The sequence below is a fragment of the Aeromonas sp. s11 genome (assembly GCF_040907945.1).
Taxonomy (GTDB): domain Bacteria; phylum Pseudomonadota; class Gammaproteobacteria; order Enterobacterales; family Aeromonadaceae; genus Aeromonas; species Aeromonas veronii.
In genome coordinates, this window is record NZ_JBFOCU010000016.1 from 41543 (window position 1) to 57343 (window position 15801).

General features: G+C 57.0%; 10 protein-coding genes and 1 pseudogene. 4 read left to right on the forward strand and 7 right to left on the reverse strand.

The features are described from left to right. Positions 1-10: 10 nt before the first annotated feature. Together AB5Y84_RS03425 and AB5Y84_RS03430 are read right to left on the reverse strand one after the other, a co-directional pair. A complete protein-coding gene (locus tag AB5Y84_RS03425) occupies positions 11-1933 on the reverse strand; it encodes a PrkA family serine protein kinase (protein WP_005333223.1) in 1923 nt (640 codons plus the stop codon). Between the two features lie 590 nt (positions 1934-2523). Beyond that, the gene (locus AB5Y84_RS03430) at positions 2524-4440 is read right to left on the reverse strand and encodes an ATP-dependent DNA helicase RecQ (RefSeq protein WP_368176380.1); all 1917 of its coding nucleotides are present in this window, start codon (positions 4438-4440) and stop codon (positions 2524-2526) included. Between the two features lie 354 nt (positions 4441-4794). On the opposite strand from AB5Y84_RS03430, the gene sstT reads away from it, so the two are divergent. Next, entirely contained in the window at positions 4795-6045 is a 1251-nt protein-coding gene (sstT, locus tag AB5Y84_RS03435) for a serine/threonine transporter SstT (RefSeq protein WP_368176381.1), read from the forward strand. Positions 6046-6618: 573 nt separating this feature from the next. Here sstT and AB5Y84_RS03440 read toward each other — a convergent pair. The 3 genes from AB5Y84_RS03440 to pabB all read right to left on the reverse strand — a co-directional run bounded on the left by AB5Y84_RS03440 (position 6619) and on the right by pabB (position 10026). Further along, complete coding sequence (locus AB5Y84_RS03440; RefSeq protein ID WP_005345325.1) at positions 6619-7917, reverse strand: serine/threonine transporter; 1299 nt, start codon at positions 7915-7917, stop codon at positions 6619-6621. A gap of 216 nt (positions 7918-8133) precedes the next feature. Then, positions 8134-8700, reverse strand: coding sequence for a CoA pyrophosphatase (locus AB5Y84_RS03445; RefSeq protein ID WP_368176382.1), 567 nt, complete (start codon positions 8698-8700; stop codon positions 8134-8136). A gap of 42 nt (positions 8701-8742) precedes the next feature. After that, positions 8743-10026: an aminodeoxychorismate synthase component I gene (pabB, locus tag AB5Y84_RS03450; protein WP_368176383.1), complete on the reverse strand. Its 1284-nt coding sequence runs from the start codon at positions 10024-10026 to the stop codon at positions 8743-8745. A gap of 294 nt (positions 10027-10320) precedes the next feature. On the opposite strand from pabB, the gene AB5Y84_RS03455 reads away from it, so the two are divergent. Continuing rightward, positions 10321-11847, forward strand: coding sequence for a fumarate hydratase (locus tag AB5Y84_RS03455; RefSeq protein ID WP_368176384.1), 1527 nt, complete (start codon positions 10321-10323; stop codon positions 11845-11847). Between the two features lie 203 nt (positions 11848-12050). Here the strand turns inward: AB5Y84_RS03455 and AB5Y84_RS03460 are convergent, their stop codons facing one another. Then, on the reverse strand, positions 12051-12629 hold the full coding sequence (locus tag AB5Y84_RS03460) for an alkylphosphonate utilization protein (protein ID WP_005333203.1): 579 nt from the start codon (positions 12627-12629) through the stop codon (positions 12051-12053). A gap of 184 nt (positions 12630-12813) precedes the next feature. On the opposite strand from AB5Y84_RS03460, the gene AB5Y84_RS03465 reads away from it, so the two are divergent. Continuing rightward, positions 12814-14034 carry a methyltransferase gene (locus AB5Y84_RS03465; protein WP_368176385.1) on the forward strand — a complete coding sequence of 407 codons (1221 nt, stop codon included), beginning with the start codon at positions 12814-12816 and terminating at the stop codon, positions 14032-14034. A 307-nt stretch (positions 14035-14341) separates the two neighbouring features. After that, positions 14342-14548 (forward strand): annotated as a pseudogene (locus AB5Y84_RS03470) (carbohydrate-binding protein); the annotation flags it as partial. A 21-nt stretch (positions 14549-14569) separates the two neighbouring features. Here the strand turns inward: AB5Y84_RS03470 and AB5Y84_RS03475 are convergent. Continuing rightward, entirely contained in the window at positions 14570-15706 is a 1137-nt protein-coding gene (locus tag AB5Y84_RS03475) for an ISAs1 family transposase (protein WP_024943479.1), read from the reverse strand. Positions 15707-15801 lie beyond the last annotated feature (95 nt).

Genomic DNA, 15801 nt, shown 5'->3' on the forward strand with positions numbered 1-15801 from the left:
ACAGTCAGGGTCAGGATGACTTGCGTACCCTGAGATACCATTCGGAGAGCAGTCGCACCTGTTTGCGGGTGTAGCCTTTCTCCATCATCCGTTCGACAAAGTTATCGTGCTTCTTCTGCTCCTCGGCCGAGGTTTTGCTGTTGAAGGAGATAACCGGCAGCAGCTCTTCCGTGTTGGAGAACATCTTCTTCTCGATCACGGTGCGAAGCTTCTCGTAACTGGTCCAGTTGGGGTTACGGCCTGCATTGTTGGCCCGGGCACGCAGCACGAAGTTGACGATTTCGTTGCGGAAATCTTTCGGGTTGCTGATCCCGGCGGGTTTTTCAATTTTTTCCAGCTCGCTGTTGAGAGACGCTCTGTCAAACAGCTGGCCGGTTTCGGGGTCACGGTACTCCTGATCCTGGATCCAGAAGTCGGCGTAGGTTACGTAGCGATCGAAGATGTTCTGACCGTACTCGGAGTAGGACTCGAGATAGGCGGTCTGGATCTCCTTGCCGATGAACTCCACATAACGCGGAGTCAGATAACCCTTGATGAACTCAAGGTAGCGATCGTGCAGCTCTTGCGGGAACTGCTCGCGCTCGATCTGCTGCTCCAGCACATAGAAGAGATGCACCGGGTTGGCGGCCACTTCCGCGTGGTCGAAGTTGAAGACGCGGGAGAGGATCTTGAACGCAAAGCGAGTAGAGAGACCATTCATCCCCTCGTCCACACCGGCGTAGTCGCGATACTCCTGATAGCTCTTCGCCTTGGGATCGGTGTCTTTCAGGCTCTCGCCATCATAGACCCGCATCTTGGAGTAGATGCTGGAGTTTTCCGGCTCTTTCAGCCGTGACAGTACCGAGAACTGGCCCAGCAGCTCGAGGGTGCCCGGAGCGCATTTGGCCTCGGTCAATTCGCTGTTGATCAGCAGTTTCTCGTAGATCTTCACCTCTTCGGAGACTCGCAGGCAGTAAGGCACCTTGACGATGTAGACCCGGTCGAGGAAGGCCTCGTTGTTCTTGTTGTTGCGGAACTGCTGCCACTCGGATTCGTTGGAGTGAGCCAGCAAAATGCCGTCAAAGGGGAGGGCTGAGAGCCCTTCGGTACCGTTGTAGTTCCCCTCCTGAGTTGCAGTCAGCAGCGGGTGCAGCACCTTGATAGGCGCCTTGAACATCTCCACAAACTCCATCACCCCCTGGTTCGCTTTACACAGCGCACCTGAGTAGGAGTAGGCATCTGCGTCATCCTGGGCGAAGTGCTCCAGCATGCGGATGTCGACCTTGCCGACCAGTGAGGAGATGTCCTGGTTGTTGTCATCGCCCGGCTCGGTTTTGGCAATGGCGATTTGATCGAGGATGGAAGGATTGACCTTCTCCACCTTGAACTTGGTGATGTCGCCGCCAAACTCGTGCAGGCGTTTGGCCACCCAGGGGGACATGATGGGGCGCAGATAACGGCGCGGGATGCCGTACTCTTTTTCCAGGATCTCCCCATCCTCTTCGATGTCGAACAGGCAGAAGGGGTGATCGTTGACCGGTGAGCCCTTGATGCGATAGATGGGCACCTTCTGCATCAGGGATTTGAGTTTCTCTGCCAGCGAGGATTTACCGCCGCCAACGGGGCCCAGCAGATAGAGGATCTGTTTCTTCTCCTCCAGCCCTTGGGCGGAGTGTTTGAGGTAGGAGACGATCTGTTCGATGGCCTCTTCCATCCCGTAGAAATCCTTGAAGGCGGGATAGCGTGCCACGACGCGGTTGGAGAAGAGTCGGCTCAGTCTGGGGTTGGCTGAGGTGTCTACCATCTCCGGCTCACCAATGGCGGTCAGCAGACGTTCGGCTGCGGAGGCGTAGCAGGCTTTGTCCTGCTTACACATATCCAGGAACTCCTGGATGGTATATTCCTCTTCTCTCGCTTTTTCATATCGCTGTTGGTAATGCTCGAATATGCCCATAACTTTGCCCTCGTTATAGTCGCTTACCCTGAAAAAAGTGGATGACTGCTTTTGTGTTGTGCGCTTTTAAAGCCTAGTCAACAGACTCCAGTAATCCATCACGGTTGATAGGTTAAATTCTGAAGAAACCTGCCCGATCCTTGTGCGGGGAGGGTCAGTCAACAACACCGCTATGTTACTGACTGTTAAATTATTTTTGCCACGATAGTGAGGTAAATGTCAAAGACATAAAAAATAAATGTTTATGGGAAAGAGGGAACTTATTGCGAAAAGATTAAGGGGTTTGACGAAAGGCAATGGGGCTGCGGGTTGGCGGGGTTATGGATGAGAATGTCATTACGTGAACGTCAACGTAAATCACTTTGTTTGGAGTTTTGGCTCTAATTTTTACATTGACGCTACATTTTGAGTGCCCTAGATTGGCGATGTGTGAGCAGCAAGACGCTTTAGCAAGAGAGTTGACTGTTGCCTCACCAAGCTCTGTTTAAGCACGTTTCCGTTGGCTTGACCCTCGCAACCGCGAGGGTCTTCTTTTTCGCGTCTGTAAACGCTTGTTTCTGCTGGTGGCTATTGACGCCGCCGGCACTCATCTAGCAAGGGTAGGCTTGTTGCACGGCCGCCAGGACGCGGGCAAACGGGTGGGCGGCCAACTGGCCTGCGCCCGCCAGCGATTTGGCCTTGACCCGGCTGGTCAGCGGTGTGGTGATGCCGCACAGGAAACGGGCCAGAACACGCGCATCCACGGAACCGGTCTTGGCAATCAGCGGATCGCACCAGGCACGGATCCCCGCCTCGTTTGGCATGGCCAGTTGGGGCAGGGGAGGGAGATGTGCCACCTCGCTGCGACAAACCGAACAGTGGCCACAATGAACCGGCGCCACCTCATCGGCAAAATAGCGGGCGAGGCGGTGGCTCAGGCACTCACTTGAGGTGAAAAAGTCGAGCATGGCTTGCAGTCTGGCCAGCTCGCTCTGCTCTTTTTGCAGGAACAGGGCGTGCAGGGCTTTTGCTTCCTGCTCGTTGTCCCACCCCTGACGGGTGATCCGGTAGACCTCGGTCATCTGTTTGCTTTCAAGCTCGATCCAGCCTTGCTGCTGCAGGTAGTCGAGCGCCGCAACCGCCCGCTGCCGCTCCCCCTGATAGCCCTGCCAGAGGGCATCAAAGTCCATGGTGCACCAGCTGCGCGCTTGCGGGGCACAGGCGAACAGCTGCTCCAGAAACTGGCGGCGATCCGGATTGAAGCGGCTCACTATCTCGCCTTTATCCAGCACAAATTTGAAGCGGTAGTCGGTGTAGTAGCTATAGGCCGGGGTGATGATGCCTGCCATCTCCAGATAGACCAGCAGGGTTTTAAGGGGCAACTGGCGGATATTGGTGTCGTTGGAGAGGCGCAGCAGGGTGAATTCCCACTCGCTCCCGCTCTGCTTGATGATGGCAAGAAGTTGGATAATGGCACTCAAATCCGGCGTATCGCCGTAGACGAAGTTCTCCAGCACCGGTAGTTGGCTCTGGTTGGCCAGCACGATACAGCGCGATGGCTGGCCATCTCGTCCGGCGCGGCCAATCTCCTGGCTGTAGTTCTCGATGGATTTGGGCAGATCGTAGTGAATGACCCGCCGGATATCCGCTTTGTCGATGCCCATGCCAAAGGCGATGGTGGCGACGATGCAGTCCACCTTGCCCACCATGAAGTCGTGCTGGATCTGGCTGCGCAGCGCCGAGTCGAGCCCGGCATGATAGGCGCGGGCGTTGATCCCTTCTCTAATGAGTTGCTCGGCACAGGCTTCGGCGGTGTGTTGCAAGGTGACGTAGACGATGGTGGGGGCCGCCGGATCGTTGGCCAACTCCTGCGCGAGCCAGCTATCCCGCACATCGAGCGCCAGGGGAATGACCGCCAGATCAAGATTGGAGCGGTAGAAACCGGTGACCACGACCCCCTCCGGTTCGATGCCGAACTTGGTCTGCATATCCTGAATAACCGCCGGTGTGGCGGTGGCCGTCAGCAGCAACACCTGCGGGATCTTCAGGTCATGGCGATAGCTCGGCAGCTTGAGGTAGTCGGGGCGAAAGTTGTGGCCCCACTCCGAGATACAGTGCGCCTCATCGACGACCAGCAGCGAGAGCGGCACTTGCTGGATAAAACGGCGAAAACGCTCGTTCTTGAGTCGCTCTACCGAAATCATCAGGATCTTGAGCTGGCCATCCAGCGCCTGCTGCATCACTCGTCGGCTCTCCTCCGGGCTCTGGCTTGAGTCGAGGGTAGCGGCGCTTATTCCCTTGCTTTTGAGGAAGGCGAGTTGATCGTGCATCAGCGCCAGCAGCGGCGAGATAACCAGGGTCAGGTGAGGCAGGGCGAGGGCAGGCAGTTGATAACAGAGGGACTTGCCGGAGCCGGTGGGAAAGATGGCGGCGGCACTCTGACCTGCCAGCACCCGGCTGATCACCGCTTCCTGACCTGGCCTGAGTGCGGAGAAACCAAAATATTGGTTGAGCAGGGATGGGATCATGGCAAGGCTCCGCGGCAAATGGGGGATGATAGCACAGCGACACGGTCACGGGTGGCATAGGAATGGTCGTGAGGGTGAGGGCAGAGAGTGTCGATAAAACGTACAAAAATGGGTGGTTGCGCTGTAGTTAAGGTTTTGTTGCGGTTTTTTGTGATGGAAACGGGATATTTTTTGGTGAGTCTCTGGAAAAAAAAGATGGTGAATGGGATATTCCGTCATGCAATCCGGTGATTGGCGGATCGGCCCGACAGAAGGCTGGCCACAGACACCACATCCGGGCGACAGGGGTCTCCCGATGAGTGGTTGCAGACAGGACTCATGATTCATGCACTACGGTGCTTAGGGACTTTTTTGATGACACAACAACACCCCCTCCTTCGGCTGGTCAATAGCACCAGCCTGGTCAGCCAGATCCTGGTTGGTCTGGTATTCGGTATCTTGCTGGCACTGTTTGCGCCCGAGTGGGCGAAAACGGCAGGTCTGCTCGGCAGTCTGTTTGTTGGCGCACTGAAAGCGGTAGCACCGCTGCTGGTATTCGTACTGGTGATGGCGGCCATCATTGGTCACAAGCAGGGTCAGAAGACCAATATTCGCCCGCTGCTGGCGCTCTACCTGTTTGGTACCTTCTCTGCGGCCGCGGTCGCGGTGATCGCCAGCTTCCTGTTTCCCACGAATCTACATCTGGTGGCCAATACTGCCGAGATCACCCCGCCAGGTGGGATTACCGAGGTGCTGCAGACCCTGCTGTTCAACGTGGTGACCAACCCGGTCAAGGCGCTGATGGATGCCAACTATATCGGGATCCTGGCGTGGGCCATCGGTCTGGGTATCGCCATGCGCCATGCCAACGAGAGTACCAAGGCGCTCATCACTGACCTGTCTCACGGTGTCTCCGCCATCGTGAAAGCGGTGATCCGCTGTGCTCCGCTCGGGATCCTGGGTCTGGTTGCCTCCACGCTGGCAGAGACCGGCTTTGACGCCCTGTTTGGCTATGCCCAACTGCTGGTGGTGCTGATCGGCTGCATGCTGTTTATCGCCTTCGTGGTCAACCCGTTGATCGTCTTCTGGAAGATCAAGCGCAACCCCTATCCGCTGGTGCTGACTTGCCTCAAAGAGAGTGGCGTGACCGCCTTCTTTACCCGCAGCTCTGCCGCCAACATTCCGGTCAACATGGCGCTGTGTGAAAAACTGCGCCTGCCCAAAGATACCTACGCGGTCTCCATCCCGCTGGGTGCCACCATCAACATGGCAGGTGCGGCCATCACCATCACTGTGCTCGCCATGGCGGCGGTACATACCCTGGGGATGGAAGTGGACATGGCAACGGCCGTGCTGCTCTCCGTGGTTGCCACCATCAGTGCCTGTGGCGCATCCGGTGTCGCCGGTGGCTCTTTGCTGCTGATCCCGCTGGCGTGCAGCCTGTTTGGTATCAGCAACGACATCGCCATGCAGGTGGTAGCCGTTGGCTTTATCATCGGCGTGCTGCAGGATTCTGCCGAGACAGCGCTGAACAGCTCCACCGACGTGTTGTTCACCGCCGCAGCGTGCATGGCCGAAGATGAAACCCTGCTGGATGTGGCTCCGATACCGAGCCGCGAAGCCTGATCCAACAACGCTCAATTTCGCAACACACTTGCGCCCTCTTCGGAGGGCGCTTTTTATTGTCGGATTTGCTCTCTTTTCCTCTTTGAGCAATCTCATTGGCTGATGTGCCAGACATTCTGTCGCCCTTGTCCAGGGCGCTGCCTTATCTTTATCCCTTCGAGTTGTGCTTCCTCCTTCTGTTGTGCGCTACACATTTTTGTCTGTTCTGCTAACAGCCGATTGCTATGGCTTACCCCAGCTCTTTAAGACAATCACAGCATCACAGCATCACAGCATCACAGCATCAAAGAAGAATGGAGGTGGCTGGCTGCGGCAGATGAACCCGTCCTATCAGACACGCCATCATGGTTTGGTGAGGGGGAGTAAACGTGTTGGCGATATTGAGCTGCGGGCATGAGGGGTCATGTTGATACCCGACGTGCTCAGTCATGGTGCTGGTGAGCATGCAGATATCCAACAAGGTGAGGAGAGTAATAAGGAGAGAGCAGGGCAATCGCGGAGGCACAGATTGCAGAGATAAAAAAGCCAGCCGACTGTTCGGCTGGCTTTTTGTTATCAGTGGCAGGTGGGGGATTAACCGACCAGCTGATAGAGGATGGCGGAGATGGCGATCATCCCCATCACAGCGACAAATACGTTGCTGATATGGCCCTGATATTTCGCCATGGCAGGTACGCGCTTGATGGCGTACATCGGCATGATGAACAGGATGGTGGCGATGATCGGGCCGCCCAAGGATTCAATCATGCCCAGGATGGAGGGGTTGGCAATGGCAGTGCCCCACAGGGTCAGGATGAAGAAGGCGATGATGAACATCTCGACTTTTTTGGCGTTTGGCTCTTTGCCGGACTTGCGCATGTTCTGCACGATCATCCCTTTCAGACCTTCACGGGCACCCAGATAGTGGCCGAAGAAGGAGGAGACGATGGCCACGAACGCAACCAGCGGACCGAAGTAGGAGATGATGGGGCTGGCATGCTGGTTGGCCAGATAGGAGAGCACGGCAATGTTCTGAGCCTTGGCTTCTGCCAGCTGGGCCGGTGTCAGGCTCATGACGCAAGAGAAGACGAAGAACATCACGAAGCCCAGCAGCACCATGGCGGTACGCTTGAGGATGGCATCGGCTTTCTCGACAGCCTGATCACCGTGGTCGCGGCGCTGTGCCAGAGAGAAGCTGGAGATGGCCGGGCTGTGGTTGAAGGAGAAAACCAGTACCGGGATGGTCAGCCACAGGGTAGTGGCGAAATCCTTGGCAGAGGGCACTTGCTCCAGCGCGGCACCGGTCCAGTCCGGAATGAGGTACAAAGAGATACCGGCCAGAATGGCGATCAACGGATAAACCAGCAGCTCGGTCACTTTCAGCATCAGCTTTTCACCGGCCAGCATCACCGACATCATGCCCATGATCAGCACGATGGAGAGGATCCAGCGCGGCGGAGCACTCATCTGCAGCTGGTTGACCATAAAGCTTTCGACGGTGTTGGTGATGCCCACGCCGTAGATCAGCACGATGGGGTAGATGGCGAAGAAGTAGAGCAGGGTGATTAATTTACCGGCACCCACGCCAAAGTGCTCTTCCACCACTTCGGTGATGTCTGCATTTGGCTTTTTGGAGGAAAGGACGAAGCGGGCCAGACCACGGTGGGCCAGATAGGTCATGGGACCTACCAGCAGCGCCATGACGACCAGCGGCCAGAAACCGCCCATACCCGCGTTGATCGGCAGGAACAGGATCCCCGCGCCAACTGCGGTCCCGAACAGACTGATGACCCAGGTAGAGTCGCGTTTTTCCCAACGAGTGGTTTGAGTAGAGCTGATCCCTTGCTCTGTTGACGCCGCAACTCCCTGCGTGCCAGTGACTGTGTTTGACATCTATCTCACCCCGAATGTGTGGTTCTTATTAAGTCGGCGCAAGGATACGGTTTTTCTAATCAAAAATGTTGATCAAATTCATCTTTACGGCACGAAAAACCACACTTTCTTATGGAAATGTGATCAAAACAAGAAAAATTCAATTATTGTTTATCAATTGGCACGTTATTTTAGTGTTAATGATTAAATCTCGCTCAGCCAAATGTAGGTAAATTGTTATTTTGCGAGGTGCTGGGCTAGCTGGTTGATCATGCTGGCGGTAGCCCCCCAGATAAAGTGCTGTTGCCAGGGGATCCAGTAGATGGTGTGTGCTTTCCCCCCCCTGTAAAGGATTAGGGGGATGTGGTTGCGTCGATCCAGCAGATGGGTCAGCGGCACTTCGAAGGCGTGATCCACCTCATCCGGACTCAGGATGAGGGGATAGTTGCCATCGAGCAGCCCCAGCACCGGCAGTACCTCGAATCGTGACACCGTATTGAGCGGGTTGAGGGTGCCGATCACCTCGATCAGCCGGGCCGGAATGCCGAGCTCCTCTTCGGTCTCCCGCAGTGCCGTGGCAATCAGGTTTTCGTCGCCGGGATCCTGTCGCCCGCCGGGGAAGCTGATCTGTCCCCCATGATGGCGCAGCCGGGGGCTGCGCCGGGTCAATAACACGCTGAGCCCCTCATCGCGCATCACCACCGGGATCAACACCGCCGCCGGACTGAGCCCGCCGATGGCGAGGCGATGTGCCGGGGCGGGTTGCTGCAACTGGAAGCGGGTCAGCAGTTCGTGGCGATCCATGGCGGGGAGCTCTCCTGTGTGTTGCCTTGACGGTGGGGAGGGTTACAGCGCCGACAGCGGCGGCAGGATGCGGGCGACCTTGTCATAGGTCTCCTGATATTCGCTGTCGGCGTCGGAGTCGGCGATGATGCCGCCACCGGCCCAGCAGTGCAGGCGACCCGCTTCGGCGATCAAAGTGCGAATGCAGATGCTGGTGTCCATCCGGCCATGCTGGCTGAGATAGCCGATGCTGCCGCAATAGGCATTGCGGCGCTGGGGCTCCAGCTCTTCGATGATCTCCATGGCGCGGATCTTGGGGGCGCCGGTGATGGAGCCACCCGGGAAACAGGCGCGCAGCAGATCGACTCCTTGCCAGCGTGCATCCAGCTCACCATGGATGGTGGAGACCAGATGATGTACCGCCGGAAACGACTCCACCGCAAAGAGATGAGGCACGCTGACCGAGCCCGGCCGGCTGACCCGACCGATGTCGTTGCGCAGCAGATCAACGATCATCAGATTCTCTGATCTGTCCTTGTCGGCCTGCGCCAGCTCCCGTGCGACTTGTCGATCGGTCGCCGGATCGGGGTGGCGAGGGCGAGTGCCCTTGATGGGTTTGGTTTCGATATGACGGCCATCGAGCAGCAGGAACCGCTCGGGGGATAGGCTCAGCAGCGCGCTCTCCGGCAAACGGATAAAGGCTGAGAAGGGGGCCTTGTTGGCGGTTGCCAGCAGGCAGTAGGCCTGCCACTCATCCCCCTGATAGGGGGCGCTGAAACGCTGGGTCAGGTTGATCTGGTAGCAATCCCCCGCGGCGAGATATTCCTGAATGCGGGCAAACTTCTCGCCATACTCGGCGCGGCTCATATTGCTCTGCCACGACCCCTGCAAGGCAAAAGCGGGGGCCGGTTTGGCCTGCTGCTGTTCAAGCCAGGCCAGCCGGTTGGCAAGGCCCGCTTTATCCCCCCAGTGCACCAGCTGCCAGTCGTCGGTCGCCACATTGCGCAGCAGCGCCCAGTCGTAGATACCTACCGCCATGTCTGGCACCGCGATATCGGCGGCGGCCTGCACTGGCAGTCGCTCGAAGCGACGGCCCAGATCATAGCCAAACAGGCCGAGGGCGCCGCCAATAAAGGGCAGGTGAGTGGCGCACAGATCCAGCTCCCCCAGCAGCTGTTGCTGGGTATGGGCCAGCAGGGCGAGGGGATCTTCGCTGTGTTTGCTGATATTCACCCCGACACGCAGAGTGGTCACCTCGCCGCGGGTTTCGAGGGTCGCCAGCGGATCGGCAGTGATGATATCAAAGCCGTTATCGGCGCCGAGTGGTCCCGCCGATTCCAGCAACATGGCCCACGGCTGATGTTGCAGGCGGGCAAAAAGCTGATGGAGTTCAGCACTATGGTCTAGATGATGGATATGAAGTGTTGGCGTCATTTTATGTTACACAGGCAACAGTTTGGTTCCCGAACCCTAGTCGGTGCTGGTGGGCAAGCGTATCATAGGTGTCGGTGACTTAAGAAAAAACTGCCGTGTCGTTCGTTTTTTGCTGGTTGATAGTTTTTAGCCAGCACGTCAGCACGGCCCATCATATGGAAGCCCTTGCCCTGCTCCGTGGCAGAGACAAGGACCAGTGAGGATGATATGAGCATTATAAAAAAACAGGATTTCATCGATTCTATCGCAGATGCCCTCCAGTACATCTCCTATTACCACCCGTTGGATTTTGTTCAGGCGGCCAAAGCGGCGTATGACCGTGAGGCCAACCCGGCCGCCAAAGATGCGCTGGCCCAGATCCTGATCAACTCCCGCATGTCCGCCGAAGGTCATCGTCCGCTCTGCCAGGACACCGGCATCGTGACCTGTTTCGTCAAGATCGGCATGCAGGTCCAGTGGGATAGCGACATGACGGTGCAGGAGATGGTGGACGAAGGGACCCGTCGTGCCTACACCAATCCTGACAACCCGCTGCGCGCCTCCGTGCTGGCCGATCCGGCCGGCAGTCGCAAAAACACCAAAGACAACGCCCCTGCCGTGGTCCATATCGACATGATCCCCGGCAACAAGGTGGAAGTGAGCATTGCGGCCAAAGGCGGCGGCTCCGAGAACAAATCCAAGATGGTGATGCTCAACCCCTCTGACGATATCGTCGAGTGGGTACTGAAAACCGTGCCGACCATGGGCGCAGGCTGGTGCCCACCCGGCATGCTGGGCATCGGCATCGGCGGTACCGCCGAGAAAGCGGCGGTGCTGGCCAAAGAGGCCCTGATGGAGCACATCGACATTCAGGAGCTGATCGCCCGTGGCCCGCAAACCACTGAAGATAAGCTGCGGGTCGAGCTCTACGACAAGGTCAACAAGCTGGGGATCGGTGCCCAGGGGCTGGGCGGTCTGACTACCGTGCTGGATGTGAAGGTGAAATCTGCGCCGACTCACGCCGCCTCCAAGCCGGTGGTGATGATCCCCAACTGCGCCGCGACCCGCCACGTTCACTTCGAGCTGGATGGTTCAGGCCCTGCCGAACTGACTCCGCCGAAACTGAGTGACTGGCCGGAGATCACCCGTGAAGCGGGTGGCAACGTGCGCCGCGTCAACGTCGATGGCATCACCAAGGCCGAACTGGCCAGCTGGAAGAGCGGTGATACCGTGCTGCTCTCCGGCAAGATCCTCACCGGTCGCGATGCCGCCCACAAGCGTATCGCCGACATGCTGAAAAATGGCGAAGGGCTGCCGGAAGGGGTCGATTTCACCAACCGCTTCATCTATTACGTTGGCCCGGTCGATGCGGTGCGTGACGAAGTAGTTGGCCCGGCTGGCCCCACCACCTCCACCCGGATGGACAAGTTCACCGACATGATGCTGGGTGAAACCGGCCTTATCGGCATGATCGGCAAGTCCGAGCGTGGCCCGAAAACCGTCGAGAGTATCAAGCAGCACAAGGCTGTCTATCTGATGGCGGTGGGCGGCGCAGCCTATCTGGTGGCCAAGGCCATCAAGAAGGCGCGCGTGGTGGCCTTTGCCGATCTCGGCATGGAAGCGATCTACGAGTTTGAAGTGGAAGATATGCCGGTGACCGTAGCGGTCGACTCCGAAGGCAACAATATCCACGAAACCGGCCCGGCCTACTGGTCTGCGAAAATTGCAGAGCTGGACGGCAAACTCTCCTCCTGAGTGACCTTTTTCGCTGCCGGTTAACGGCATCGGCCATGTAAACAAGGCGCGTCCATCCGGATGCGCCTTGTTGCTTTGACTGGCCTATTATGGGCTCAAGTTGGCCGTTTGCGGCAAGCGGGCATAAAAAAGGATGGCGTCACGCCATCCTTTTTCGTTGTGCTTGTGCTCTGGCAGTAGACAGCAGAGAAATCGCCCTTGGCTTAGGCCTTTTTAAGGTAGGCAGCAACCAGTACGATCTGCACGCCGTTGACCTTGCCTTCGATATGGAGCGGGTTGTTGGTCAGACGGATGCCCTTGACCAGGGTGCCGCGCTTGGCGGTGAAACCGGCGCCTTTCACGTCCAGATCCTTGATCAGGGTGACGGAGTCGCCCTCTTGCAGCACGGCGCCGTTGGAGTCAACGGTTGGTACGCTGTCATCATCTTCGTCAGCAATACCAGCTTCAGCCCAGGCCTTGGCTTCGTCTTCCATGTACATCATGTCCAGCAGATCCTGAGCCCACACTTCACCCTTGCCGGAGAGTGCTTTCAGCTGGCGCCATGCCATCACCTGCACCGCAGGCACCTGGCTCCACATGCTGTCACTCAGGCAACGCCAGTGGTTGACCACCAGGGTATCCGGTTGTTCCAGCTGACCACGGCAGGTGTCACAGATAGCAACGCTGTGATCATCGTCGCTGGCGGGGGAGTGAGGCACCACGAAGGCGGTCAGCGCCTGCTCGGCGCTGCACAGTTCACACTTGGCGCCCGCGCGCGCTTGCAGAATGGCGTTGATGGTCATGTTGTTGGTCCCATAGCTAGTGGTAAAGCGACCCGCGTTGGGCGGGGCGCGTGAAAGAGGGGGCGGAATATAGCATAAAACCCCGCACTTTGTCAGGTCTGCCCTGGCTCACAAGGTTGGCTGTGCTGTTGCGCGGCGCTGATCGTTTGGTATTGAGAGTGCAATTTGAAGCGGGATCGCTAGAATGAGCCTCCTTTTTGACTGCAAGGCAGGGGCATTCGTGCTGGCTCAACGTTTTCAACACCTGGATCGACTGCTCACCCGCTACCAACGCTGGTGGCAGTATCAGCCATATCATCATTTGACCATAGCCTTTGCCGATGAGGCGCCCGAACTGGCGGCGCTGCTCAATGGGCTGACCTTTGCCCAGTTGGCGGAGCTCGATGCGGATATGGATGCACTCAGCACGCTGCTTGCCCCCTGGATTGCCGAGGGCGCCGAGCTGCAGCAACTCAGCCAGCTTGCCCCGTTTACCCCGGAGCCCATCACTTGCAGCAAGGAAATGGCGCTGCATATGCCGGGGCGCAAGCAGGCTCAGATCGAGTCGTTCACCGCCTGTCTGCCTGCCCATCAGGGCCCCTATCTGGAGTGGTGTGCTGGCAAGGGGCATCTTGGGCGGCTGGTGTCACTTCATCGACAGGCTCCTATCCTCAGTCTGGAGTTGCAAGGGCAGCTTTGTGACGAAGGTCGGCTGCTGGCCGAGCGGGATGGCGCCAATATGACCTTTACCTGCGCCGATGCCTTTGCCCCCGAATCGGCGGTGCTGATCGCCCCCGAACATCATGCCATGGCACTCCATGCCTGCGGCGAGCTGCACACCCATCTGCTGGAGCGGGTGGCCGAGCGCAGTGCCCGCGGAGTGACTATCTCTCCCTGTTGTTACCACCTGATCCGTACCAGCCACTATCGCCCGTTGTCAGCCGCGGCCAGCGCCAGCGAGCTGGTGTTGAGCAAGGCGGATCTCAAGTTGCCGTTACAGGAGACGGTGACTGGCGGTGCGCGGATCGCCCGCCTGCGCGAGCAGGAAGTGGTGTGGCGGCTCGGGTTTGACTGCCTGCAGCGTCAGGTGCGCGGTGTGGATGAGTATCTGCCGGTGCCCAATATGCAAAAGAGCCTGCTGACCGGCACGTTTGAGGCATTCTGCGTTTGGGCTGCCGAGCGCAAAGGGATTGTGCTGCCCGCCGGGCTCGACTACTCCGGCTGGTTGGCACTAGGGGAGCGCCGCTTTGGTGATGTCGCCCGCATGGAGCTGGTGCGCCACCTGTTTCGCCGTCCCCTCGAGATCTGGCTGGCGCTGGATCGCGCGCTCTTTTTGCAAGAGCAGGGTTATCGGGTCGAAGTGGGGGAGTTCTGTGCCAAACCCATGACCCCGCGCAATATCCTGATCCGTGCCGTGCGTGCCTGACATCCGGCTATTTTGAGCATTTATCTTGAACATTGATGATGGCTGACAGATTGAGCCTGTCAGCCATTTTTTTCATCACGAACAATGACCGTATGGCAGGTCACCTGGCCGTCTCAACTGTTCTAAAAATGGGCGACAGATCACGCTGTGGCGTTTTCGTTTGGGTTCTATTTCTTTGTTTCAGCTGCACTGAATATCACAAGGTGAAATGGCTCACAAATTCTGCTTATTTCTTAATTCTCATCGTGAATTTAGTTGTTGAAACACCTACTCTTGGAACGCATTAATTCAAACAAGGACGATAAACATGTTCAAACCCAAGCGTTGTGCCTGGCTGATCGCTGCCGCCTGCGCATTGCCAAGCTATGCCGCAATGAGTGCAGCCATGAATATTCAACCCGATCCGCAAAATGCGGGAGGATACGTGATTGCGGCCCCGGATCTGGCTGCCGTGGAAAAGGCCAAGACGGCTAATCCCATGTATGCAATATGGGCCAAGGCATTGGCGACCCAGGGCGAGAGCGTGAACATATTGTTAAATTGACTTCAATTCAGCCAGCCCTGAATCCAATACCTTTTCCAGATATGGGCTGCTCATGCCCGCAAATTGCTGCTTCTTCCGCAAGCTTGCCTTACGGCTGGTTTCGGCTCGCAGCATGTTTTGCGCCATGTGTCGTGCACAGGCCAATATTTGAGGGGCATCACCTCGATATATCTGGCAGGCATCCTCATTCATCACGACATCCAGAACCCAGTGCAGGCTATTTTCAATTGCCCAGTGCCCTCGTACCGCTGAAGCAAACTGCTCTGGTGTCAGTTCAGCCGAGCTGATGTAGTAGCGATACTCCATCGAAAATTTTTCCATATTTTCAATTCGATAGGATATTGCGACACCGACAGTCTTCAGCGATTTCCACTCTGGAAATTGCTCTGATAGTGCTCCGGCTGGTAACACATGGTACTCGCGGCCATCGATGCGACCGTGCTCTTTCTCGACACTGAGCGTTTCTTCACTCAGCGGCTTCTTGGTCGACTCGGCCAGAGCTGCGCGTACTGCATTATGCAGTGTGGGCTGGTTACCTTTTACCGCCAGCAAGTAGTCGCCACCGCCCTTGACTATGGTTGAGGCTATTCCAGTCTGGCAGCCCATGGCATCGATGGATACCAGGCAGCCTTTTATATCGAGGAGTGCCAGTAATTCAGGAATGGCGGTGATTTCGTTAGATTTCTCATCTGTTTTGACTTGCCCGAGCACCAGACGATTCTCAGCGGCAAAGGCACTGACCATATGAATGGTAGACTGACGACTGTCTCGGTCGTAAGAGCTGCGTAAGGTCTTGCCGTCAATGGCAATCAGCTCACCATCGGTACGTTCTGATGTTGCTTGCATCCAGCGGACGAAGGCGTTCTGGAATTGCTCCGGTTGAATACGGGAGATGATCCTGGCTATGGTGTCGTGAACAGGTAATCCGTTATGAAACAATCCATTACGCTGAAACCATTCCAGATGTGCCTCGCCGAAAAGCTCGATATCTTCCCAACCTTGAGCTCCACCAATAGCAGCACAGACGGTGAGAAAAACCACATCGAAGAAGGGGTACGCGATTTTGGTTGTCTGACGAGGGTCTTCAAGTTCGGAGAAGAATTGGGTAAATGCCGCTTGATGGTTCATGACGAAACTCCCGTAAAAGAGAGTATAAGATCACACCCTGTTCGGTCGGTCAAATCCTCGTGCCCTGCTTAAAAAACGTTCGCGATCTTGCCCTG

Bases quoted from the DNA above. Each gene is read 5' to 3' on its own strand.
- AB5Y84_RS03425 (WP_005333223.1), bottom strand. From the start codon at position 1,933: ATGGGCATATTCGAGCATTACCAACAGCGATATGAAAAAGCGAGAGAA.
- AB5Y84_RS03430 (WP_368176380.1), bottom strand. From the start codon at position 4,440: ATGATCCCATCCCTGCTCAACCAATATTTTGGTTTCTCCGCACTCAGG.
- sstT (WP_368176381.1), top strand. From the start codon at position 4,795: ATGACACAACAACACCCCCTCCTTCGGCTGGTCAATAGCACCAGCCTG.
- AB5Y84_RS03440 (WP_005345325.1), bottom strand. From the start codon at position 7,917: ATGTCAAACACAGTCACTGGCACGCAGGGAGTTGCGGCGTCAACAGAG.
- AB5Y84_RS03445 (WP_368176382.1), bottom strand. From the start codon at position 8,700: ATGGATCGCCACGAACTGCTGACCCGCTTCCAGTTGCAGCAACCCGCC.
- pabB (WP_368176383.1), bottom strand. From the start codon at position 10,026: ATGTTGCTGGAATCGGCGGGACCACTCGGCGCCGATAACGGCTTTGAT.
- AB5Y84_RS03455 (WP_368176384.1), top strand. From the start codon at position 10,321: ATGAGCATTATAAAAAAACAGGATTTCATCGATTCTATCGCAGATGCC.
- AB5Y84_RS03460 (WP_005333203.1), bottom strand. From the start codon at position 12,629: ATGACCATCAACGCCATTCTGCAAGCGCGCGCGGGCGCCAAGTGTGAA.
- AB5Y84_RS03465 (WP_368176385.1), top strand. From the start codon at position 12,814: ATGAGCCTCCTTTTTGACTGCAAGGCAGGGGCATTCGTGCTGGCTCAA.
- AB5Y84_RS03475 (WP_024943479.1), bottom strand. From the start codon at position 15,706: ATGAACCATCAAGCGGCATTTACCCAATTCTTCTCCGAACTTGAAGAC.